Source organism: Vibrio marisflavi CECT 7928, assembly GCF_921294215.1.
GTDB lineage: Bacteria > Pseudomonadota > Gammaproteobacteria > Enterobacterales > Vibrionaceae > Vibrio > Vibrio marisflavi.
Map to the genome: position 1 here is coordinate 1,382,190 of NZ_CAKLDM010000001.1, position 22,628 is coordinate 1,404,817.

At 42.7% G+C, this 22,628-nt stretch carries 18 protein-coding genes; 8 read left to right on the plus strand and 10 right to left on the minus strand.

Annotated features, from left to right (window positions below; all coding sequences use genetic code 11):
• Window positions 1-57 precede the first annotated feature (57 nt).
• Entirely contained in the window at window positions 58-1,737 is a 1,680-nt protein-coding gene (locus tag L7A31_RS06170; protein WP_237360617.1) for a methyl-accepting chemotaxis protein, read from the minus strand.
• A 555-nt stretch (window positions 1,738-2,292) separates the two neighbouring features.
• On the opposite strand from L7A31_RS06170, the gene L7A31_RS06175 reads away from it, so the two are divergent.
• From L7A31_RS06175 to L7A31_RS06195, 5 genes are all read left to right on the plus strand, one after another.
• Window positions 2,293-3,846: an alkaline phosphatase family protein gene (locus L7A31_RS06175; RefSeq protein ID WP_237360618.1), complete on the plus strand. Its 1,554-nt coding sequence runs from the start codon at window positions 2,293-2,295 to the stop codon at window positions 3,844-3,846.
• Between the two features lie 117 nt (window positions 3,847-3,963).
• Entirely contained in the window at window positions 3,964-5,376 is a 1,413-nt protein-coding gene (locus L7A31_RS06180; RefSeq protein WP_237360619.1) for a 4Fe-4S binding protein, read from the plus strand.
• 18 nt (window positions 5,377-5,394) lie between these two features.
• Window positions 5,395-5,892, plus strand: a complete 498-nt coding sequence (locus L7A31_RS06185; RefSeq protein WP_237360620.1) for an iron transporter — start codon at window positions 5,395-5,397, stop codon at window positions 5,890-5,892.
• Complete coding sequence (locus tag L7A31_RS06190; protein WP_237360621.1) at window positions 5,889-6,410, plus strand: iron transporter; 522 nt, start codon at window positions 5,889-5,891, stop codon at window positions 6,408-6,410. Before L7A31_RS06185 ends, L7A31_RS06190 begins: the two co-directional genes overlap by 4 nt.
• Window positions 6,397-7,851 (plus strand): alkaline phosphatase family protein, encoded by a 1,455-nt coding sequence (locus L7A31_RS06195; RefSeq protein WP_237360622.1) that lies wholly within the window; start codon window positions 6,397-6,399, stop codon window positions 7,849-7,851. The genes L7A31_RS06190 and L7A31_RS06195 overlap by 14 nt, the downstream gene beginning before the upstream one ends.
• Window positions 7,852-8,034: 183 nt before the next feature.
• Here the strand turns inward: L7A31_RS06195 and L7A31_RS06200 are convergent, their stop codons facing one another.
• On the minus strand, window positions 8,035-9,255 hold the full coding sequence (locus tag L7A31_RS06200) for a multidrug effflux MFS transporter (protein WP_237360623.1): 1,221 nt from the start codon (window positions 9,253-9,255) through the stop codon (window positions 8,035-8,037).
• Window positions 9,256-9,342: 87 nt separating this feature from the next.
• Between L7A31_RS06200 and L7A31_RS06205 the strand changes: the two genes are divergently transcribed.
• Window positions 9,343-10,230 carry a LysR family transcriptional regulator gene (locus tag L7A31_RS06205; protein ID WP_237360624.1) on the plus strand — a complete coding sequence of 296 codons (888 nt, stop codon included), beginning with the start codon at window positions 9,343-9,345 and terminating at the stop codon, window positions 10,228-10,230.
• A 203-nt stretch (window positions 10,231-10,433) separates the two neighbouring features.
• On the plus strand, window positions 10,434-12,281 hold the full coding sequence (locus L7A31_RS06210) for a putative bifunctional diguanylate cyclase/phosphodiesterase (RefSeq protein ID WP_237360625.1): 1,848 nt from the start codon (window positions 10,434-10,436) through the stop codon (window positions 12,279-12,281).
• Between the two features lie 6 nt (window positions 12,282-12,287).
• On the opposite strand, the gene shyA is transcribed toward L7A31_RS06210, so the two are convergent.
• The 8 genes from shyA to L7A31_RS06250 all read right to left on the minus strand — a co-directional run bounded on the left by shyA (window position 12,288) and on the right by L7A31_RS06250 (window position 21,142).
• Window positions 12,288-13,592, minus strand: a complete 1,305-nt coding sequence (gene shyA, locus L7A31_RS06215; RefSeq protein WP_237360626.1) for a peptidoglycan DD-endopeptidase ShyA — start codon at window positions 13,590-13,592, stop codon at window positions 12,288-12,290.
• A gap of 199 nt (window positions 13,593-13,791) precedes the next feature.
• Entirely contained in the window at window positions 13,792-14,091 is a 300-nt protein-coding gene (locus tag L7A31_RS06220; protein ID WP_237360627.1) for an isoamylase early set domain-containing protein, read from the minus strand.
• A 192-nt stretch (window positions 14,092-14,283) separates the two neighbouring features.
• Window positions 14,284-14,922: a hypothetical protein gene (locus tag L7A31_RS06225; protein ID WP_237360628.1), complete on the minus strand. Its 639-nt coding sequence runs from the start codon at window positions 14,920-14,922 to the stop codon at window positions 14,284-14,286.
• Window positions 14,923-15,126: 204 nt separating this feature from the next.
• Window positions 15,127-16,872: an alpha-keto acid decarboxylase family protein gene (locus L7A31_RS06230; protein ID WP_237360629.1), complete on the minus strand. Its 1,746-nt coding sequence runs from the start codon at window positions 16,870-16,872 to the stop codon at window positions 15,127-15,129.
• A 58-nt stretch (window positions 16,873-16,930) separates the two neighbouring features.
• Window positions 16,931-17,995 (minus strand): MaoC/PaaZ C-terminal domain-containing protein, encoded by a 1,065-nt coding sequence (locus L7A31_RS06235; protein WP_237360630.1) that lies wholly within the window; start codon window positions 17,993-17,995, stop codon window positions 16,931-16,933.
• A gap of 11 nt (window positions 17,996-18,006) precedes the next feature.
• Window positions 18,007-19,368, minus strand: coding sequence for an acetyl-CoA hydrolase/transferase family protein (locus L7A31_RS06240; protein ID WP_237360631.1), 1,362 nt, complete (start codon window positions 19,366-19,368; stop codon window positions 18,007-18,009).
• Between the two features lie 9 nt (window positions 19,369-19,377).
• Complete coding sequence (locus L7A31_RS06245) at window positions 19,378-20,244, minus strand: HpcH/HpaI aldolase/citrate lyase family protein (RefSeq protein ID WP_237360632.1); 867 nt, start codon at window positions 20,242-20,244, stop codon at window positions 19,378-19,380.
• A gap of 271 nt (window positions 20,245-20,515) precedes the next feature.
• Complete coding sequence (locus L7A31_RS06250) at window positions 20,516-21,142, minus strand: outer membrane protein (RefSeq protein ID WP_237360633.1); 627 nt, start codon at window positions 21,140-21,142, stop codon at window positions 20,516-20,518.
• A gap of 415 nt (window positions 21,143-21,557) precedes the next feature.
• On the opposite strand from L7A31_RS06250, the gene L7A31_RS06255 reads away from it, so the two are divergent.
• Window positions 21,558-22,463, plus strand: a complete 906-nt coding sequence (locus L7A31_RS06255; RefSeq protein ID WP_237360634.1) for a LysR family transcriptional regulator — start codon at window positions 21,558-21,560, stop codon at window positions 22,461-22,463.
• Window positions 22,464-22,628: the final 165 nt, after the last annotated feature.

Here is a 22,628-nt window from a genome sequence, read left to right on the forward strand (position 1 = left end):
TTCCTTTTCAGGTGAAATTTTTCACCTGCTTATTACAGATTCTACGGGGAATATTTGTCACGCTTGCTTGGATATTTTAAAGTTCGCAACTGTTTCTTTCAGTTCATGGACTAATTGGTTAGTTTTTTCCACTAGCTCGGCAGTGCTCTGAGAGCTGGTCAATACGCCTTCACTGGTATCACGAATTGATGTTAAGTTTTGATTTACGTCTTCTGCAGTGACTGATTGCTCTTCACTGGCAGTAGCAATTTGAGTACTCATTTCACTGATGTTAATCATTAGCTCGGTGAGAGTTTCAAACGATGCTCCCATTTCTTTTGCCAGCACTAATCCTGTATTGGATGCATTAAAGCTGAGTTCGATTGTTTCCACAGAAGAGTCAGCGCTATTTTTAAGGTTTTCAATTAATGAGGCAATCTGGCCTGTTGACTCTTGGCTTCTTTGAGCGAGCGACCTCACTTCATCAGCAACAACGGCAAACCCGCGCCCTTGCTCGCCAGCTCTTGCGGCCTCGATGGATGCATTCAAAGCAAGCAAATTAGTTTGCTCTGCGATTTCATTGATTGTGTTGACGAAGTTAGAGATAGCTTCAGTATTGCCTTTTAGCTCATTGATGACTTCTTTCGAGGCAGACATATTGGACACCAAGTTTTCTGCAGCACTGACATTCTTAGACACGATAGACTGGCTGCTTTCTATTTGCGATTCGGCTTGGTTTGCGGTGTCGCTGGCATTCGAGGTACTGCTCGCAACTTCCGTAATGGCGGAAGCCATTTCCATCATGGCTGCGGCGACTTGATCTGTTCGCTGGAACTGATCATCAACAACAATTGAATTTTGCTTCGACAAGTCAGCGACTTGGCTCATGGAGGTTTCAATGTGGCGAGTATTATTTAGAATTGTACTCACTGATTGGCTAAGGTTTTTTGACATTGTCACCATCGCTTGAATCAACTCGCCTATTTCATCTTTGCCTCCAGATACAGAAAGTTGCGTGCTGGTAAAGTCACCTTGCGCCATTTTATTGGCTAGCTGCTTAGCACTAGTGAGCCTTGAGGTGATAAAGCTGCTTACTATCAAGCCGACACCTATTCCGATAAGTGCTGAAATTGAAGAGATGATAATCATCATTCTCAACGCTAATTTTTCTTCTGACTCGGTGAATAAGACGGTTTCTTCAGTCACCTTTTCTAACTCAACCAAAAAACTTTTGAGGTGTTCATTCACTCGAGTTTGTTCAGCCTCTAAGTTATCAATATCTACGCTTTCTCTATTTCCTGATGCCAGTTGTGACAAAATGGCGAAACCCTTCTGTTCATAGCTTTTGTGCTCAACAACAATGCTTTCGAGCTTATTTAACAGCACTTGCTCCTTTGCTTTCAGCTCTTCAGTAAAGGCATGGGAAATGGCAAGTTCCAGCAATTGCTTTGCTTCTACTATTTCCTTATCAACGCTTTGACTAAGTTGGTGAAACTTCTTATCAATGGCTTTGATTTCTTCTGCTGAGTTTAACCGAAGGGCTTTCTCTATCAGAATGGCTGCTTCAAGCTGCTTGATAGTGATATCACTGACCAGTTGAACCAGCGGGATATTTTCACCTGCAATACCTTCTAGCTCGCTGCCAATGACGCTCATTTTGTAGGAGCTAAATGCAGAGGTGAGAATGAGGAGCAATAATAAAACCGATACTAAGCCTAGTATTTTTGCTTTGATAGGGAGATCTTTAAACCATTCCATAGTTTATGCCTCTTGACGCGAATACCTAAAACTTTAGGCAACATTTGATTTCATGACCAGTTGAGTTATATCAACTGAAACTTATTACAAACATATTGAAAATCAATTATAAGATATTTGTTTCATATCAAAATGTTATCTAGCGTAAAGAATTTGAATGGGTTAACAACTCTATTAACAATTGCACTCGCTCTCAGTCAAAAATCGATTCTAGAGAGTGAATGTATCAATATTTTTGTTGCATTTACTTTATGCGATCTTTATCAGGTTGCATTTGTTTTAGGAATGAGAAAAAAGTGAATATTTCAAAATATTTCAAAATGTAACATTAAAAACACGGTTGGATTGAAAAAACACCACACACTAATTAATTGAAAATCCATTGTTTTATAAGATAATTTTCTTTTTTTGTCAGTTCGATGAATGGGTTGAAGTACAAAAATTGGCGTCATGAAAAGGTCATAAATCTTCCACAATTCAAATTTATGCTGGCGAGCACTCATTGGCAGCTGAAATGGTTGCCATTTATTTGGAAGTAAATAGCTAGGATCTATTATGACTAGGAAATTTAAGCCGACGCTCGTAGCGGCATCCCTTGCCTTTTCAATCATCTCTATGGCTGGTGGCTGCTCTTACCTACAAGCGAACTCAAACAGTGATCACGCGAAAGAGACTAAAACTGAGCAGGCATCAGCGATACATACCCCATCTCAAGATAAAACGAAAACGCCAATAGAGCATATCGTTGTTATTTTTGATGAAAATATTTCGTTTGATCATTATTTTGGCACTTATCCTCATGCAACGAATCCAAAAGGTGAGCCGGCGTTCCATGCGAAACCAGATACGCCACCAGTAAATGGCTTAACCCCTGAGCTGCTACATCATAACCCTAATCGAGTGAATCCGTTTTTGCTTGCGCGAGATAAAGAGCCTTGCGACCAAGACCACGAATATGAAGCAGAGCAAGAAGCTTACAATGGTGGGCTTGTGAATCAATTTGTTAGCGCAACTGGTAACAAAAGCTCTAAAGAGTGCCAGCATGAAGTGATGGGGTATTACGACGGAAATACAGTGACCGCATTGTGGAATTATGCTCAGCACTTCTCTTTAAATGACAACTCTTACGGCACCATTTTTGGGCCGTCGACTCCGGGAGCGCTCAACCTAGTTGCTGGTACGACCGGTAAAGCATTTCCAACAGATGCGCCAGATATCGTAAACGGTAACCTTGTTGGCGATGTCGACCCACGTTTTGATGACTGTTCATACAAGAGCCCAGCTCAAGCCAAAGCAGGTGAGCAAGACGCAGCGAAAGATGGTGGTTTGGTTTATATCAAAGGTCAGAATATTGGCAACCTATTGAATGACAAGGGCGTGACTTGGGGTTGGTTTGAAGGTGGGTTTGACCCATCAAGCCGAACTAAATCAGGTATTGCACGTTGTGATAGCGTCAGCACAAACATATTTGGTGGGCAGAAGAAGGACTATATTCCTCATCACGAACCGTTCCAGTATTACAAATCTACATCTAACCCTCATCACCTCGCACCTAGTAGCATCGCAATGGTAGGCAAGACTGATAGAGCGAACCATCAGTACAGTTTGAAAACATTCTGGAAAGCCGCGGACAGTGGTCATTTGCCAGCTGTGAGTTTCCTTAAAGCCAAAGGTGTTGAAGATGCTCACGCTGGATACTCGAACCCACTGGATGAGCAGAAGTTCCTAGTACGTACCATTAACCGACTACAGAAGCTACCAAGCTGGAAGCATACTGCGGTTATCATCGCTTATGATGATTCGGATGGTTACTACGACCATGTTATGCCACCGAAGAATCATTTCGCTAACGAAGAAGGCCGCGCGGGTTATGGTCCTCGCTTGCCTCTGTTGGTCATTTCTCCTTATGCCAAGCAAAACCATGTAGATCATACTCTGACTGATCAGGCGTCAATTATTCACTTTATTGAGAAGAATTGGCAGCTTGGCCACATCAAGCACTCAATGGATAAGCACTCAGGAACGTTAGAGAACATGTTTAACTTCCAGAAGCCAGATCTAGATCCGAAACTATTCTTAAACCCTAACACTGGTGAAGTGGTTTCCTAATTATTGGATGCCGCAGCTGCAATGCTGCGGCATTTTTCATACCCAAGCCATCTTATTGTCTGGTTGCTGACGTAGCAAAGATAGTTTGGGTATGAGCGCAATTGATGAGTCTTACACATGAGTTACTCAATACAAAAATCAAAGTATCAGTGGATGATAGAGAGAGCTTTCATACGGCTACGCAAGTTTATTCCGTTGATTCAGGTTTTGATGCTAGTTGCATTGGTAGCGCTGCTTATCGCTCCTCTATTTGGGTCATACCCGAAATTTCATTGGCAAACGCCCCTCAATAACGGCCAGTTGTTCAGTGAATGGGTTTTATGGGGATTGTGGTATCCCGGAACACTGCTCTCTGTATTGTTTGTTGGGCGTTTTTGGTGTGGTGTTTTATGCCCGTTAGGAGCGCTCAGCGAGTGGGCGAGCAAAGTGGGGGCTAAGTTCAATCCGCCAAAGTGGGTAAAGCACCCACTTGCTCCTGCCGTGAGCTTTTTAATCGTCACTATTTGGGCGCAGACATTGGACGTCCGAGACGATTTAAGAACGGCTCTTCTGCTGTTTTCTATTATCTTTGCCTTGGCGATAGCATGTGGCTTGTTGTTTGGTGCGAGAACAGGAGTATCGCGGAGAGTGTGGTGTCGTCATTTGTGCCCCATCGGTTCTGTATTGGGCGTTTTCTCTCGGCTTGGGGTCATGAGCTTAGAGTCTGCCAACAAAAATCAGCGCGTAGAAGGTTATCGAGATCAAGGGCTATGCCCGACAAGTATTGAGCTTCGCAGCAAGCAATCTGCACGACACTGCATTAAATGTGCCCGCTGCATCAAGCCAAACTCACGTGGTGGCTTAACGCTAGAATTGCGTCAACCCGCTATAGAAATTGAACAAATTGATAACCATGCACCGTGTGGCTCAGAGCTAGCATTTATATGGTTTGCTCCGGGGTTGGCTATATCTGGTTTTATCTGGAGCTCCAGCCCAATTTACGCGCAATTTAGACAGTTCATTGGTGAGTGGGCAATGAATCATCAATGGATGGGGGTGTTCACTCAGGGCCCTGTTTGGCTGATGAACCAAAATCCGTATATCGACCAGCACTATCTTTGGTTGGACTTCCTTTCAATTTCACTATTCATGCTGCTATTTGCAATTGTCATGGCGATCATTCTTGGTGGCCTGTCGCTAATTGGTGCAAGCATATTGAAAGCTGAGAAGCCATCTTCTCTAAGTCATCGTGTGACCATTTTGGGATACCAGTTTGCACCTTTGGCTATGCTGTGCATTTTGCTTGGGCTGGGCAGCACCTTGTTTAGCTCGCTGCATTCGTGGCTGGGGCACCATTTGGTGGTGAATATTGAGCTAGTCTTCGTGGTGATCTCACTCGCGTTCAACTTATTTATCGCCGCCCGCTGGATAAGAAAAAATCACATCAGCTGCTGGCGTCGATGGGCTAACGGATTGGTTATCACGACAGGATGTTTTGTTCTCTCTACAGTGACACTGTGGAGCATTTTTCCAACGTTTAATTTGTTTTAAATACCCTCGGAGTATTGAGTGAAGAATCGGTTATATTTTCTTGTTTTTATTGCTATTTATTTATGGAGTGGGGGCGCGTTTGCACAGGTGGAGACGCTTGGTTCAAAAGACTTCGCGGGAATGCACCTTTCCAACAGTATTCGTGCTCAGGGTAAACAGTACGTTTTGTATAGTCGCATGAACGCCAATGCGATGAATCCAAATGGGTTTATTACCAACGACTTTATTCCCTATTGCGTACTCACTTACCAAGTAAACAAAGTGGACAGTGACTGGCATACAAAGCTGCGTTCACCTATGCGTTTGACAGTAAAAGGGCCTGAGTATGGCGTTTCAAACCGACTCGATGGGCCAGGAAAATATCAATGGAAGGTCGAGTACTTGTCGCCGTATTATGGTGGGTTTTATCGTCATACCGATAAAGCGACGGGTGTTGCTCCTTGGTGGAAGCCTTTTGCTTTGAGTTACACATTTGTCGTTGCAAAAGATGGTTCTATTCAGGAGGAAAACTCATGAAACGTTTGTTAGCTATTGGTTTTCTCTCTCTTGTCACTCACGCAGCGATGGCTATGAATGTGGTATTTGGCCCAGATATCGGCATTAACGGAATGAAAGTGGGTGCTAGCTTTATCCAAGGTGTCACCATGTCGCCGAAAATGAAAGGCATGCCAAAGCATCCAGATATTCACTTGGAGACAGATGTTCATGCTCTGCCGGGCAATCCTCAAGGTTTCCCGCCAACAGCATGGATAGCGGGGCTAAAAATACACTATATCGTTACTAAGCAAGGTAGTAGCTGGAAACGGCAAGGATATTACCTCGCGATGGTAGCACAAGGTGGTCCACACTACGGTATCAACCTCAAGCTTGATGGACCAGGCAAATACTTTGTGACCAATTACTATCAGCCGCCAACTGCAAATGGATATTTTGAGCACGATAGAGCGGGAGCCGGAGTCTATCCGTGGTGGAAACCTTTTACACGACACTATTCATTTGATTTTTTTGGAGCGGGAAAACATGGCGGTTATTAAAAAGTTGGCAACGGCATTGGGTTTAATCCTTGTCTCAAACGTAAGTGTAGCCAAGCAACTTAAAGCGCCAAAGCCACATACTCCGATTAAGCACTTGGTGATTCTAGTGCTTCAAGATCAAAGCTTTGATCGCTATTTTGGGGTTTACCCGCATGCAAAAAATGCGGCGGGTGAAAATGCTTTCCACGCCCTAAAAAACACGCCTACGGTAGATGGGCTCACAAAAGCCTTGTTAGAGCACAACCCAAACCTAAATAATCCGTACCGAATGGCCCCACAGGAGCCCACTTGCGATAATGGTCATGGTGTTTACGCTGAAAAACGCTCTTATAATCACGGCAAAAATAACATGTTTATCTGGCGAGATTACGACATATCCAGTGGCATTAATGATGATGGCTGTTTTCCACAATCTGTCATGGGATACTATGACGGAAATTCAGTCACAGCACTGTGGAACTACGCGCAGCATTATGCCATGGCTGACCGCCTTTTCGCTTCTAACTACACCACGGAAGCTGGTGGAATGATTGATTTAATCGCAGGAACCAACAAAGGTGTTGTACCGAAAATGTCACCGGGTGTGAGCTTTCGTGACTCTCTCATTCAAGACAACCCGCCTCTTTACGATGATGCAAGTAAAGGGCGTTTTAAAGTCAGCTATACACGAAAAAATATTGGTGACCTGTTGAATCAGCATGACGTAACGTGGGGTTATTTCGCTGGTGGCTTCGCTCCTTCCGCAAGATTATCATCAGGGAAAGCACAAGTGTCGACTCGCTCTTTGAATTCGCAAGGTTCCCTAATTGAAGATTATCAACCGATTAGCGATCCATTTCAGTATTTTAAATCGACCGCAAATCCACATCATCTAGCGCCGTCTTCTCTCGCAATGGTTGGACACTCTGATCGAGCGCATCACCAATACGATATCAGTGAGTTTTGGAAAGCACTGAGGCATGGCAGCTTACCGTCCGTCAGCTTTGTTTCTCCAATTACGGGACAAAGTGGTCGAGTTGGGGTTTCATCACCGAAAGATGAACAGCGGTTTGTGGCAAGCACACTGAACAAAGTCATGCAATCACATCAGTGGAAGTCTACAGCGGTAATGATCGTATGGAGCTACAACGATGGTTGGTATGATCACGTTACACCACCCAACAAACCCAAAGAAATGAATGGAATAGGCTATGGGCCTAGACTGCCATTTTTGCTTATTTCACCTTGGGCTAAGCGCAACTACGTAGATAACTCAATGTTAGACCAAGGCTCAATACTACGCTTTATTGAACACAATTGGAGATTAGGAGAGCTAGGCAAGCATACTGCCGATCATTTCTCTCACTCTCTGCAAGGGATGTTTGATTTTAGTGGTACGCCTCATTCCACTCCGCTATTCATTAACCCAAACACGGGTGAAGTAGAAAAGAAGGGTGCCTAATATAAAGGCTATCAGTGCGAGCATCTGCCTCGTTATTTGGGGCGGTTAATAAAACTTTTGCTAAGCCACTCTGGGACGTGTTGACCTAATCGAACCATTTGATATTTATTTCCTTATATCGCAAGGCCACGCGTCTTAGTCTCTACCTTATACCCAAGTGACCCCAAGATGCTTGGGTATAGACTATTTGGAAACGACTACCGAATTAGTGGATTCAAACTGTTTCACCCCACCAAGTGTTTTAATCAAAACAGCAGCCATTACGACACTGATTAGCAAATAGAATGCGCCTACCGTTGATTGACTGGAGACCCACCATTTAACAATGTATCCACCAGCGATACCTGCTACCCCCATTTGTACAGCGCCCGTCAACGCAGAGACCGCGCCAGCTTGACGTTTGTGAGGTGCAAGCAACATGCTAATCGAAAGAGGGAATGATAAACCTTGTGCGACGGTTAGAAGAGTGAATGCGCCTATCAAATTAACCAGTGACATAGGTGTCAGAATTAGCCATACCCCTGAGAAAGCGATTAGGGTGATAGAGAATGATAGAAGCAACCTAGTGGAGAAGTGGCGGCTCACAACATTCAACATCGTGCTTCCGAACATAAGACCAGCTGAAGGAATGATCATGTACATACCATACTGTTCGACAGAAATACCTAACTGTTTTTGCAGTAAAAATGGAAACACCGACACTGACACTACCGAAGCTAAATACGTGAGCCAATTATAGCTAGCACTCGAAATCACCTGTGGGTCTCGACATAATCGCCAATAGTTAGAAATTACTGCTCCAGAGTCGAAGCGTTTTTTCGCGTAAGGAAGCGTTTCTGGTAACAGTATTGAGCCTAACAAAAACATGACCAGTAAATAGATGAGAACGAAGCTGAACACCGACTGCCAGCCGATATGAAATGCTATCCACCCGCCTAATGCTGGAGAGAGTACCGGAACAATGGACGCGGTCATTGCTAGGTAAGTCATTGATCGTGTTAAATGAGGCCCTTCATAACTATCACTTAAAACGCTGCGGCCTAACACCGATGCACTACCAGCCCCCAACCCTTGTAGTATGCGTCCAACCACCAGCCAGTGAAAATTATCGACAAATAGCACACACAATACTGTTCCTAGTAGGTAAACACCTTGACCAAGCATAAATACTGGCTTTCTACCAATCGCATCTGATAATGGCCCATAAAATAGCTGTGAGCCCCCAAAACAGACCAAAAATACCGTAACAAGTAGCTGTGTATCTGACTGTGTTATCGATAATGTATCGCTAATCAAAGGTAATGAAGGTAAGTAAATACTCACACCAACCTGCCCCGTTGCGATAATCATCATCGCAAGGAGTAAAGGGGTTTTATTAAAACTATTTTGCTGTTCTCTTTTCATAAAAACAGTTTATATTGTTAACCAATGAATGATAATGAATCATTTTGGAAACAAATTATTTCCAAATAAGAACTAATAGAGTGATATATGGATTGGATTCAAAGTGTTCAGACCTATTTGAAAGTGGTCGAAGAAAAAAGCTTTAACGGGGCTGCGAGAAAGCTCAACACAACCAGCTCGGCCGTTAGCAAAAGAATTCATTGGCTAGAAGATAGAATTGGAGCGCAGCTCTTAAAACGCACTACCCGATCAGTCACTCAAACTGAGGCTGGTGCCCTATTTTACCAGCGGGCAAAAGACCAACTAGATGGCTGGCAGTCGGTCGTCGATGAAACTCGCTCTGTCAACCAAACGCCTGTCGGACTTCTAAAGATAGGCGCAACCCTTTCTGTCGGCTCTAAGTTTCTCGTTCAGTATCTGAATGATTTTTTGCTTAAGTATCCAGATATTAGAATTCAACTAACGACAACCACTCCGGGTCAACTGCCAGAACTAAGCCTAGATGTCATTATTAGCCGAGAGCTAGAACAAATTAACTCATTGAGCTTTATCGCTACACCTCTATACGATCACAAAGCGGGCTTTTATGCCTCCCCAAAATATATTGAAAAGTTTGGGAGTCCCACTTCTGTTGAAGAGCTACAAGAGCACAATGTATTGATATGGGGAGAGCGCCCGCAACGTGAGATAAGGCTGTCTCAGGGTAAAAGAATCATGCTATCCGGCAACTTCTTTACCACCAACCCAGAGGCCATATTCTACGCTGCCAAGCATGGGCTCGGTATTTTGTTGTCTGCCGATATGATGATCCAAGAAGAGCTAAAACAAGGAATACTGACGAGAGTTCTACCTGATATCACCGCAGATGAAGCAACTGTCTATGCCTATTACCCCAAACTGGACTACAAGCACACTCGCACTCACTTGTTTCTAACTTATTTAAAAGAAAGGATAAAAGAAAACCCGAAAATGTAGCAAAAAAGTGCTAGCAAAATAGTACCAATAAAAAACAATTCACTAACCATATGAATCAATAAGGGATTTGATTCATATTCGCTCATACATACCAATTACGATTGAAATATATGCAATATATACCATATTAATATGGTATATATAAAATTATAAATAACGTGAACGGATTGGAATCAAGTTCACACCAACGTGAGTTAACCACTATGGCTAGTAAAATTAAGGTTAGCAGCGATATTATCAATTTTGGAACGATAAATAATATACTCCTCTTAGAAGGAAAGCCGTTGTTGGACGAAGTGACTAAAGTTCTGCACAAGCACTTTAAGACCTTTAGTACCGGCATCGTCGAAATTGATAAGCTGCACTATAACGCTCGGACTTTATCTTGCTGTTGCAAAGACGAAGCGTACTTTGAAGAGTCTTATCAACTTCAAGGAACACCTTGTGAGCACGTCGTGAAGTCCGAGCAGCTTTTCTTCCTTTACCCTTCCAATCTCAAGAATAATTTTCCTTACGATATCAGTATTACGAAAAATAATATTATGGCCTATCTTGGCATTCCACTGCGTGCAAGCTCTGGTGAAGTATTGGGTATCTTATCCTCTAAATTTCAACACCAGCTCATTGATGCAGAAGAGGTCATTCGCTATCACCAAATACTAGCCAATGTAGTTGTACATGGATTACGTATGAAATGGCTGATTGAGCGCTCAGATTTTCTGGTCAATCAACTAAGTTACGAAGTGTCCCATGACAATTTAACTGGGCTAATGAATCGTAGCTGCTTGTCAGATAAACTTGAAGCGCTAACAAGTTCTCCGCTCGATTTCTTTACTTTGGCGTACTTGGATATCGATAACTTCACCCACTTAAACGATGTCCATGGCAACTATATCGGTGACCAGATCATCAAATACGTAGCTAAAGTCGTCGTGCAGACAGTGCCAGAATCCCACTTAGTATTTCGTATCGCTGGTGACGAATATGCATTCATCACCTTTTCAAATGACCCACTAGAAGTCTGTACAAATATTAACAAACAGTTACAAGCTGGGTTTACAGACTCATCAAGAAACATTCGGCTTAGTGTGAGTTTCGGCCTCGCACGCAATACAGAAAAAAACAATACACCCGATCAACTGATCCTTAACGCCAGTCTTGCTCTTAAGTCAGCCAAGCAATCTTCTACTAGCCGAGCTTGCTGCTACGACACTCAACTTAGCGCGCAATATTACCGCCGCACAATGGTGATTGATGCTCTAAGAAATGTGTTGGAAAAACCTATTGCATCAAACAATGACATTTATGTAGCGATACAGCCAATAGTTAAAAGGCACGCGCAAAAATGGGAGCATTTTGAAGTATTAGCCAGATGGAAAAGCGAGTCGTTAGGAGGTATTCCACCTGTCGAGTTTATCGCTGCCGCTGAAGAATCTGGCCTTATTATTGACCTTGGCGAGAGAATTGTTGAGCTTGCCTGCCAATCCAAACAGCAAATGGAAGCAGAGCTTGGGCACAAAGTGATGTATAGCTTGAATTGCTCTGCGAATCAAATGAATGACTCTGACCGCTATTTGCAACACTTAACAGAAACAATAAAGCGGTACGGTTTCGTACCACAAGAATTTACCATTGAGTTAACAGAGACAGTGCTACTGACCAAAACCGATCAAGTAGAAGAGATATTGGCTAAGTTACGCTCTCTTGGCTTCCGAGTCGCACTAGATGACTTTGGTACAGGTTATTCGAGCTTAAATTATATTCACAGCTACCCGATTGACTGTATCAAAATCGACGCAACTTTTGTCCGCAATATGCACAATAACGAAACATCAGAAAGGGTTGTCTGGCTTATTATCCAACTCGCTCAGCAGCTAAACGTTGACTTAGTTGCTGAAGGCGTCGAAGAACAAGAAACGCTAGAAAAGCTTTACTCGATGGGTTGCAAGCAGATACAGGGCTATTACTACTCGCCACCTAAGACCACAGAGGACATGATTGCTCAAATAATGCAAAAAAGCATCAATAAGCTGAAAGTCATTAATGGCTAACCGCAATTAACTTTTTGCATTCGGACTGCTATTTGAAGCCAACTGAAGCTGTTTCTGATTGAGCAAAGCGTCCAAGCGATTGCGCTGCGCAATGAAGTCCTTCATCTCTGACTTAGGAACTGAGTGTGCCATCGGGATTTTAGCGGTAACTGCATTAACAGGGCGACCTTTAACAATCAACTCATAATGAATGTGAGGCCCAGTAACACGGCCTGTCCTTCCTGATAAGGCTATTTTCTGCCCTCTTTTTACTCTCTGTCCACGTTTCACCAGTATTTTACTCAAATGCAAATAGCGTGTTTTGTAGTTATTACCATGTTGAATAACCACATACTTACCAGCATAAGGGTGATTGCGGACCAATGTAACTATGCCATCGCCAGTAGAAACGATGGAAGTGCCCGTTGGTAGCGCCCAATCGGTGCCATTGTGAGGTGCGATTCTTCCAGTCACAGGATGACGACGTTTAGGATCAAACGACGAGCTCATACGATAACGACCAACGAACGGTTTACGTTGGAACGCACGCTCTAAACTGCGACCATCTTTATCGTAATACTGACCATCTTTATACAAGTAAGCGGTAATCACTTGCCCACGATTGAATACCTTAATCGCCTGTATTTCTTTGTTTCCGGTTGCTTTACCATCAACAAATTGACGAGCTTCGACAACCTCGAATTTATCGCCCGCCCTTAAATCACGCGTAAAATTGATTTTGTCGCCTAAAACAGAAACTATCTGTTCTATTTCATTGTTGCCTATGCCTAGAGCATTTACAGATTTAGAGAAGCTACCTTGGATTGTGCCCGTAATCGCATAATCTTTCCAAACACCCGGCACCGTCACGTCGTCATAGCTATAACTGCCATCGTCTAAACGTGAGTATAGTGCTCGCTCTGCCAAGCTGAACTGCAGTTCCATTTTTTGCAAAAACTTATGATCGTCTGAGCGCCAGAACTTTAAGGTATCCCCTGGTTTTAGAGTGTCGAGTTTCAAGTAGTTTAAATCGGTCTCCATTATCTTCATCATCTCTTTATAAGAAAAACCGAGTTTTTCAAATATCACACTGAGGCTATCGCCCGACTTAATCACATATTCATAGTCGGGAATATCAATTGGTGTTGCAGGAGCTGCGGAAGAGGGTTCTGGGTAGCTTACGCTAGGAACGGTAACAGAAACTGAAACGTGGGACAGGTTTTGATTTAAAGAGGTAAACACTACTCCAGCTACGATTGGTAAACTGGCAATAAATATCTTTTTCTGTTTTGAAAATGTAGCGAAACGTTCAGCAAACGACCTAGGTACCACAAGACTTCCCAATATTAACGACACAATAAGCAGCAAAGATTAAGTGTTTATGCATAAAAAGTCACCCCCTATCTATTGAAAGCGCTCGCTAGATAAAGGTTTATGCATAGATAAAGGTTATAAGAACAAAGACGCAAAAAGGCGCCAAGCGCCTTTTTACAATAGGAATGCCTACACTTAGACATGTTACCAAATATTATTATTGGTGAGTGGACACTAAACCATTGTCTTCACCCATTCCATTTGGCTTATACAAATCCGCTTGTGGGTCATTCAACCATTTCTCTTCATCAACTAAATAGCGAAACTCAAACTGTCCATTTTTTGGTAAGCGAGTTTTGTATTTAAACGATTTTGTTTTAGCCACTTTTTTCATCTCAACAGGTTGCCAATCCAAAAAGTCTGCAACTAAAGAAATTGAACGGCCAACCTCTTCTGCTGGTATTTCAAAAGTGACCTCTACTTCATTTTTCGTTTTAAAGTAACGCTTACTGATCATCCTAATACTCCCTACAAGTCAATATATGTGAACTATGTCATATGTTAATTCAGAGTAGATAATAGGCAATTTGATTGCGTTCTACAATACAAACCTTGTATGTCAATAGTTTAACGACTCTAAAGCGAGTTAAAAGTAAACAATACTAGCTACCTATACCACTAAGTACCATTAAACTACGGGCTACATTTACTATTCGTGTGGACGAATTTTAAGGGTGTTAAGTTGGTAGAACTCAGAAACCATCACAATAAATGAATGGGAATTCGCGGTCGACTTTGATGGTACAGCCCCACCAGTGACTTCCAAGTGAATTAAGTCGGCATTTGCTTCCACAGTATCAATAGCAAGGTCATACCCCAACCATTCACTATCAATGAGCTCCATAAACTCACTCTCATGGTCATAGCGGAAACTACACAGGTAGTAGCTGTCACCCTCACTGCCATTAGACACAATCACAATAGCTGAATAAGCTTGCTCTTGACTAACTCCAAGGGGCAATACCGTATTGATATCCAACTTCACTGTGCCAATAGCCTCTGCGTCTTTGTATTGCCCCGACGCCATATTGGTTGAGAGGTCAACATCGCCTATATTTGCGCTAGTATCCTTATTCGGTACCGGAAGGATAAAAGGTTTGGAAGACTCGATACCAAACGTCTGGGTCAAGACTGAGCCTGCTGTTTGATGGTTCGTGGATTGAGTACTTGAAAGCTCTCGCTGCTCGACCACACGTTCATGGCGAATAATCGCTACGGCGACAGCAAAGACAAGAAAAGATGCAGACATAAGAACAAATGTCGATCTCGTTTTTTTGTTATTTTTCATTGTTCGCAACTGACAATTACACACTTAATGTAAGTGTATTCACGACATAAATGATTTGCACAATATGGATTAAGCTAAACTTGACGAACATTAAACTTTTTATGCCACTAGGCTTATATCGACAAAATAAAACACCCTATCATCTTGTTTGAAGATAGGGTGCTAATCTCATCGTACTATTCACAATGCAGGCGCACTGCTATTTTATTTACGGTTGGTAGTACTCTTTCTCGTTTCCCAAGTTCTTCCGTCCTGCTCGAAATGTTGACCCGTAGCTCTAAAAACAAAATCGGCACCTTGTGCAAGCTGATCTGCTGGCACAATGACTTCAATGTAAACACCAGTATCTGCTTCACTAGCCATTCCAAGAGCTTCGTCTAACTCTCCGAGGTTAGTGACTTGGCGGGATAGCCAGTTGCAGCCAAAAGCTTTAGGGAGTTCTGGATAATTCCAATTTGCCAAATCGTTATAATCTTCATCAGGGAAACGGTTAGTAATTCTTTCAAAAAAGTAACCACCATTGTTAACCACAATGTATATCGGTTTCACGCCATAGCGCTCGAATGTGCCCATCTCAGTGGCCGTCATTTGGTGCCCACCTTCTCCGCACACAATAATGCAGCGACGATCTGGTTCAGCAATACAGTTGCCTAATAGTGCTGCGGTTCCCCAACCTATAGCTCCCCAAGCGGTTTGCGCTTCAAGCTCAACCCCTTCAGGCAGATTTGCTCGGGCAGAAAAACACATTGACGCCATAGCTGTGTCTGAAACTACAATGTCATCTTTCTTAATAAATTGTTGAAGCCTTTCATAGAGTGGCTCGTAATCAATAACATCATCAGGTTTACCCGTTGGTAACCCTATTGCTACTTCTCCAGAAGCCAGTTCAGGACAACCTTGAGCAATCCCCTCTTTAAATGCTTCGGTTAAGTGAGCAAGCACATCAGCCATTTCAACATTCTCAAACACTTGATCGCCAATTAGCGTGCTATGAGGATTAATTTTAATCAAAGCACTTCTGTCGAAACCTAACGTATGAAAGCCATTATTAAAGTCGTGATTTTCTGTTGCTAGAGCAACGATACAGTCACACTCTTCTACCCAGTCAGTAACCGCTGGATCGGCCCAACCAGTCCAATGACCATCGTAACCGCCAATATAATTTGGGTGTTGCATGGGTAGAACGCCACGATCTTGATTTGGTAGGGCAAATGGCAAACCGGTTTTTTCGATGAAGCCTAAGGCGGAGTCAACAAGCCCATAACGACGAAGCGTATAACCCGGTAATACGCAGGTTTGTTTAGCGTTGTTAAGTCGGACAAAAATCTCATTGACCACTTTGAGCAACGTTGCTTGGTTACTTTTCACGTTCGCCAATGGCACTTTTTTCTCATGTTCTGGGAATACGACAGGCTGGTTTGGAACATCACGAGGAAATGCCATATATATTGGTTTCGAGTAGTACTTCATTGCGGCTAAAACTCGTTGAGTTTCATAAACACAGTTTTCAGGTGTGATAACAACTGCACTGTTTTCTCCCGCGGTCAATGGACGAATCATATCCACAAACACTTCGTAACGAGGCTCTGTATCCCCCACCATATGGTGATAACGCGATTTTCCATCTTGTTCTCGCAGGCCCGGCATGCCCGCTAGCGCAATGACTTTTGAATTTTCTGCGTGTGCACCTGCTAATCCTCCAAATGTACATAGCTCGCCCGCACCGTATGTGGTCACCAGAACACTTGCTCCTCTAGTACGCGCATAACCATCCGCAGCATAGCTGGCATTGAGTTCATTTGAACAACCTATCCATCGAATTTGCTCATCATCCATTACAGCATCGCAAACTGGATAGACGAAATCACCGGGTACACCAAACGCGTCAGTTACTCCTAACTCTTTTATTTGGCCCAATACATATTCAATTACTGTCATTTGTTTTTTCATAACTTGCACCTTACGGCAAGTGCTATCTGCACTTGCCTTCATTCATTTGTGTTGTTTGTTAGTAACCAGCTTTGTCGTAAGGGCCTTTGCCTTTGCGGTACACCAGTAAAGTTCGAGTAAATGACAGCACTTCGTTTTCATCTTTATCAAAAGCTCGAGTTACTACTGTCACAATGCCTTGATCAGGGCGAGAATTTGATTCGCGTTTGTCGATAATCTCCGACGTTACCGATAGTTTCTCACCAGGGAACAACTCGCGATTTAGCTTCATGTCTTTCCAAGCTAAGTTAGCCACGACACGACCTAAAGCTCTTGTCGTACAAGCTGTCATAGCTCCCATCCAATACGCTTCGGTAACTGGACAGTTTCCATCTTTACCTTGATCTGGGAAGTACTCGTTGTAATAGCTTGGATCAACGTATTTTGGGTTCCATTCCATCGAACGCTGTGCGTGCTCTACAGCTTCTTCTGGACGAACAATCTTGTAGGCAGCGTGCTGATATGTTTCACCGGGCAATAAATCTTCAAAGTAGATGCCGACGGTTTCTTTTAGTGCGCCGTCCTCCTCTAGCTTATAAGCAGAAAACTTAGCATCTGTTAGGTCGCAGTTAAGCTCAGCTTGACCGAAATAAGGGTGGTGACCTTGTTTATAGATACGGATGTTGTAGTTTACTTTCGTTACCACTTCACCCTTTTGGTTTACCCCGCGCGTTTGCACTGTGACTAGTCCGCACTCAGAGTCGCCTGTTGTATCTACGGACAGAATTTCGCTCTCTGCATACAATGTGTCGCCACCAAAAACTGGCCGAGTCATTGCTATGTTCGTGAATTCAACGATACGATCTTTACGAGCAAACGTTTTCCAGCTACTGCCGATTACTTTTTGCAGTGTCATGGTGCTCACACCTAGGCACTGCCCCCATTCAGTTTGAGAGGCGTAGTGATGATCGTAGTGAAGCTGAGCAGAATTCATGGTGTCAGTAGCTTCGTCCACGTTGTCTTGTTGGCTTATAGTTATGCCGGGACGGTGACGAAACACCTGACCTGGTTCAAACTGCTCGAAATCCAATCCAAACGTTTCACGATAAGTATTTTCTTCAATTTTTGCGTATGCACTAAACATGGCTTTACCCCTTATTTAATTAGACCCATTGCTTTTGCTTGTTCGGTTAAGTCATCTCTAAAGCTTGGATGGGCTAGACTGATTAGCGTTTTCGCACGTTGACTATTGGACATTCCGGCTAAGTTGGCGCAGCCGAATTCGGTAACCACATGTTGAACATCTGTTCTGGCTGTAGTCACAATATTGTTGAGGCGCGGCACAATTTTCGAGAGCTGACCACCTTTAGCAGTAGATGCAGCAGCTAGGAAACTTTTCCCACCACGGGAGTTACTTGCACCACGAACAAAGTCAACTTGACCGCCTGTACCTGTGATCTGTTTCCACGCCACTGACTCAGAAGCCACCTGACCAAACAAGTCAATTTCAACAAATGAGTTAATTGAAACCATGTTGTCGATCTTCTCAATAACACTGGCGTCGTTAACATAAGAAGCGGGATAACAAAGCATGGAAGGGTTGTTATCTAACACGTCATAGTATTCTTGGCTTGGCAACATCGAGACATTAAATACCGTATGGAATCGATGTAGGTTCTTCATCTTGTTTGTCACATTGCCGTTTCTGATCAAGTCGATCTGAGAACTACAAAGTAGCTCGGTATGAATGCCTAGGTCGTTCTTGTTCAGTAGGAATTTGCCTACTGCATCCGGCACTCCACCGATACCGAGTTGAATACATGCGCCATCTGGAATGTAGTTGATGATGTGCTCTGCAATTGCATGATCGGTTTCTTTCGCTGGTTTATTGGGTAGAACCAAAAGATCGCTTGTATGTTCAACAATGGCATCGACTTCACTCACGTGCAGGATTCCATCACCAAAGGTGCGAGGCATTTTTTCATTCACTTCAACGATTAGTCGTTTTGCTCGACGCGCTGCAGGAATAGAAAAGCTTCCATCTAGACCAAAACTGAAATAACCGTGTTCATCCATTGGTGAAACTTGGAGCATGTGTACATCAGGATCGCCTTCTTGAGTAAGGAAGCCAGATTCCATATGACTAAAGTGACCGGGAATATACTCTGGGTATTGAACCTTACCCAGGTGGTTTCTCGCTGTTTTTAACAGCGTGCCTATCTCGCCGCCCATAAATGGCAGTTGCAAGTGGATAGTTTTTAATACTTCCGGGTCGTTAAAGTAGCTCACGACTTCAGCTGAGCTTCTAAACAAATATGTTTCAATAGGGTGGGTAAACAAGCCATCTTTGGCTGCTTCTGCGTATGCTTTACTCACGGAAACAGGAGTGCCCGCGTAGCAACCAAAAGTTACGAAATGAGCATCAGGCAAGAATTTGCGCACTGCTTCGTCTGCCGACATCAGCTTTTCTTGGTATAGCTCTTGATCTCTGGTGACTTCTGTATTGACGTTATTCATAATCTGCTCCTAGTATTCGCAACCGACTTTCTCGAGAATGGCTTGGCTTTTCTTTACAACGGGTACATCAAGCATTTTGCCTTTGTATTGGCATGCAGAACCGTTTGCTTGTTTGAAGGTGATAAGGATTTCTTTTGCCTCATCAATTTCTTCTTCAGAAGGGAAAAAGACTTGGTTAATTGGCTCTAGCTGCGCAGGGTGAATCGCAATTTTTCCGTTGAACCCCATCGCTTTAATTTGTTGAGTTTCTTTGCGCAGCCCTTTTTCATCTTTAAAATCTAGATAAGGGACATCCCACGCTACTTTACCGGCATATTTGGCAGCTTGAACAACTCGAGCTCTATATACGGCTGTGTTTTCAAAATCGAGCTCAACACCTAAATCGGCTGCCAGATCTGCGCCGCCAAAGCCAATTGCTACAACATCTTGGTGAGAGGCAATTTCATGTGCATTTTCAAGACCAACAGCAGTTTCGATAGCTGCGATAAACTGCACATGCTTCTCTCTACCTAAATTGAGTAGTTCGGAATAAAGCTCTACTTCTTGAACGTTTTGCACCTTTGGCAAGAATATGACATCTGGAACAACTTTCTCTCGCACAAGACAGACAATATCTTTCAGACCAGCCTGAGTGCTGATAGCGTTGATGCGAACTGCGGTAATCATTGGGTGGTCAGCTGGAATACTGTTATTTCGTTGCAAATAATCAATCAGTATTTCTCGCGCTTGATCTTTATATCTGAGGGACACTGCATCTTCTAAGTCAAGCACTACCATTTGTGCATTCTTGTTGCTAGCAGGTTTTTCAAATCTCTCAGGTCGATTGGCTGGTGTAAATAGCAGAGAATTGCAGCTCTCTGGTTTTAAGTTATTCATAGCACTCACCTATTTGATAGGAAATAAATTAGGACTCAATGGACGTGTTTTAATTTATTTCTTAGGCAGTACTTTAAACACAGATTAATTAAAAAAATCGGTTGCACGTTTTGCAACAATCAAATGAACCATGTTAAAACAAACAGTTAGATCTAAGATGATTTAAAATCTGGAATTAAAGAATAGGAAAGTATAGTTTCTACAAATATTAGAAATAATAAAGCCCTTATAAGAAAATACTTATAAGGGCTTTATTTGGTGTTTCTAGATATTATTTATATGCGTAGCGCACACCTACCATCATAGTAGTAACTGAAGGTACTGCTGCTTCAACATCTGACGTTGATATTGACGAGTCACCAACATAATGAGTTACTGTAGCATCGATACCAAGTTGGTCGGTAATATTATAGCGGATACCAGCACCAACGAGCGGCGCAAAATCAGCATTGTCAGCATCGTAATATTGATTATTTATTGATACTGTTTGATCGTAGGACGTGTCTGTGGTGAGAAGAGCCATACCTGCCTTACCAAACACAGTCCAATTTTTACTTAAATCGTAGTTTACTACGCCAGCTAAAGCCCAAGCATATGTTTTCTCATTTACTAAGCCATATGATTTAGTGTTATAAGTGGCTTCCCCTAAATAGTTATAGCTAAACTCTAAACCACCTGAGACTTTATTTTTTACATCACTAACATAACCATATGCAAAACGATAAGCCGATACAGCATCAGTTCCAGAAGCAGTGGTTGACGACGTGTTGTAGTAATTGCTGTCATGAAGTGCCATACCGGTAGCACCTTCAAAATAGCTATTACCCGCATAGGCAGAAGAAATACCTGCAGCCGATAAACTTGCGGCTAAGGCGATGCATTTAGTTAGCTTTTTCATATTCATGTTCGTATCACTCAAAAAGTAGTAAATAAAAGTGGTATTAGTGACGAGTGTCACACGTCTTTGTTGGAACAGAATACTATCACCAATTTTTAGTGGTCGGATGAGGATAACGGTCAGTTAATTGACAAAAAAGTCAGAAAAATGAAAATTATTGCCATAAAAAACAAGTCAATAATTGACAAGAAAAATTAAATAAAATAAGGGAATGTTCCTAACAGGAAACCATACGATTTACTTAATCAACTTGGTGTACTGTAACCGATAGAGTCGCCACTTGTTAGGGTATTAGCTAACATAAAAAAGGTTTAGCATAGGTTAAGGCCAACCAAAGTGGTGTGGGCGTCACCAATATATCGATTTCAACAAACAACAGCCATGTTCGAATCAAAATACAATACTAGGACTCAAAATGTTATCTATTGAATCACTACCCTACTTAATTTCTGTTGTCGAATGTGGAGGCTTTTCTGCTGCCGCAGATCAACTGAACTGTGCGACTTCAACCGTATCTAGACATATACAGCAACTAGAAAAAGATCTGAACTCTCCTCTTTTCACCCGTCATACGAGAAAGTTAGCGCTCACAGAAGAAGGCCGAATTGTCTATGAAAGAGGCTTAGAGATCTGTTCACAGATCGACTTGATGGAAAGTGCCGTATTCAATCGCCACCAAGAAATTAGTGGCTTGGTGAAAATCAGTGCACCGCATTGGATATCAGAAAACTACATTGCTCCCTGTATGGCCAAATTGCATCAGATGTGGCCCAAGCTACATATATCAACCACTTTTGAAGCGGGTTATGTCGATCCATACTTGGCAGAGCACGATATTTATATTTGCGTGACTAAGCCGAAAGATTCCTCTTTGATCATGAGACCGCTTAACTATCCAGAGTTTTGGTGTGTAGCCAGCCCAGAGTATTTGCAAGGCAAGCCACCTATTACCTCACCAAAAGACTTACAGAACCACGACATACTCGGCCTAAAGCGCTCAAATAAACATGCTACATGGAGTTTTGACCATAGAGACGGAGGGGAAACTGAAACGTATAACACTTCAGATGCTTGGTTTACCTACGTGAGTACGAGTGTTGGACACAAAGTTTGCGTTAGTGGCGGGGGGGTATGCGTTATTCCAAAGGCACAAGCAGAATACGATGTGCGCCAAGGTAACTTACGTAGATTGCTAGTGCAGTATTCATGCAGCACTCTAGATGAGAATCAAAACTCATATATTGTCTACACAAAAGAAAGCTCCCAGAGTCCTCGAACTAAGGCCGTCATCGAACATCTTTTGAACAACATAAACAACTAACTTCTATCCAACATCCAGACTCTTTAACTAGTTAATAAAAACTTAGTTACAAACATGAAACATTAATGTATAACGGAGTGCGCTTTGATAACTCATTAATATACTAGCAATTTTATCAACATGGTTCTTAATCATCTCAATAATTAATAACAATTCATTTTTAGT

Bases quoted from the DNA above. Each gene is read 5' to 3' on its own strand.
- L7A31_RS06170 (WP_237360617.1), bottom strand. From the start codon at position 1,737: ATGGAATGGTTTAAAGATCTCCCTATCAAAGCAAAAATACTAGGCTTA.
- L7A31_RS06175 (WP_237360618.1), top strand. From the start codon at position 2,293: ATGACTAGGAAATTTAAGCCGACGCTCGTAGCGGCATCCCTTGCCTTT.
- L7A31_RS06180 (WP_237360619.1), top strand. From the start codon at position 3,964: ATGAGTTACTCAATACAAAAATCAAAGTATCAGTGGATGATAGAGAGA.
- L7A31_RS06190 (WP_237360621.1), top strand. From the start codon at position 5,889: ATGAAACGTTTGTTAGCTATTGGTTTTCTCTCTCTTGTCACTCACGCA.
- L7A31_RS06195 (WP_237360622.1), top strand. From the start codon at position 6,397: ATGGCGGTTATTAAAAAGTTGGCAACGGCATTGGGTTTAATCCTTGTC.
- L7A31_RS06200 (WP_237360623.1), bottom strand. From the start codon at position 9,255: ATGAAAAGAGAACAGCAAAATAGTTTTAATAAAACCCCTTTACTCCTT.
- L7A31_RS06205 (WP_237360624.1), top strand. From the start codon at position 9,343: ATGGATTGGATTCAAAGTGTTCAGACCTATTTGAAAGTGGTCGAAGAA.
- L7A31_RS06210 (WP_237360625.1), top strand. From the start codon at position 10,434: ATGGCTAGTAAAATTAAGGTTAGCAGCGATATTATCAATTTTGGAACG.
- L7A31_RS06220 (WP_237360627.1), bottom strand. From the start codon at position 14,091: ATGATCAGTAAGCGTTACTTTAAAACGAAAAATGAAGTAGAGGTCACT.
- L7A31_RS06225 (WP_237360628.1), bottom strand. From the start codon at position 14,922: ATGAAAAATAACAAAAAAACGAGATCGACATTTGTTCTTATGTCTGCA.
- L7A31_RS06230 (WP_237360629.1), bottom strand. From the start codon at position 16,872: ATGAAAAAACAAATGACAGTAATTGAATATGTATTGGGCCAAATAAAA.
- L7A31_RS06235 (WP_237360630.1), bottom strand. From the start codon at position 17,995: ATGTTTAGTGCATACGCAAAAATTGAAGAAAATACTTATCGTGAAACG.
- L7A31_RS06240 (WP_237360631.1), bottom strand. From the start codon at position 19,368: ATGAATAACGTCAATACAGAAGTCACCAGAGATCAAGAGCTATACCAA.
- L7A31_RS06245 (WP_237360632.1), bottom strand. From the start codon at position 20,244: ATGAATAACTTAAAACCAGAGAGCTGCAATTCTCTGCTATTTACACCA.
- L7A31_RS06250 (WP_237360633.1), bottom strand. From the start codon at position 21,142: ATGAAAAAGCTAACTAAATGCATCGCCTTAGCCGCAAGTTTATCGGCT.
- L7A31_RS06255 (WP_237360634.1), top strand. From the start codon at position 21,558: ATGTTATCTATTGAATCACTACCCTACTTAATTTCTGTTGTCGAATGT.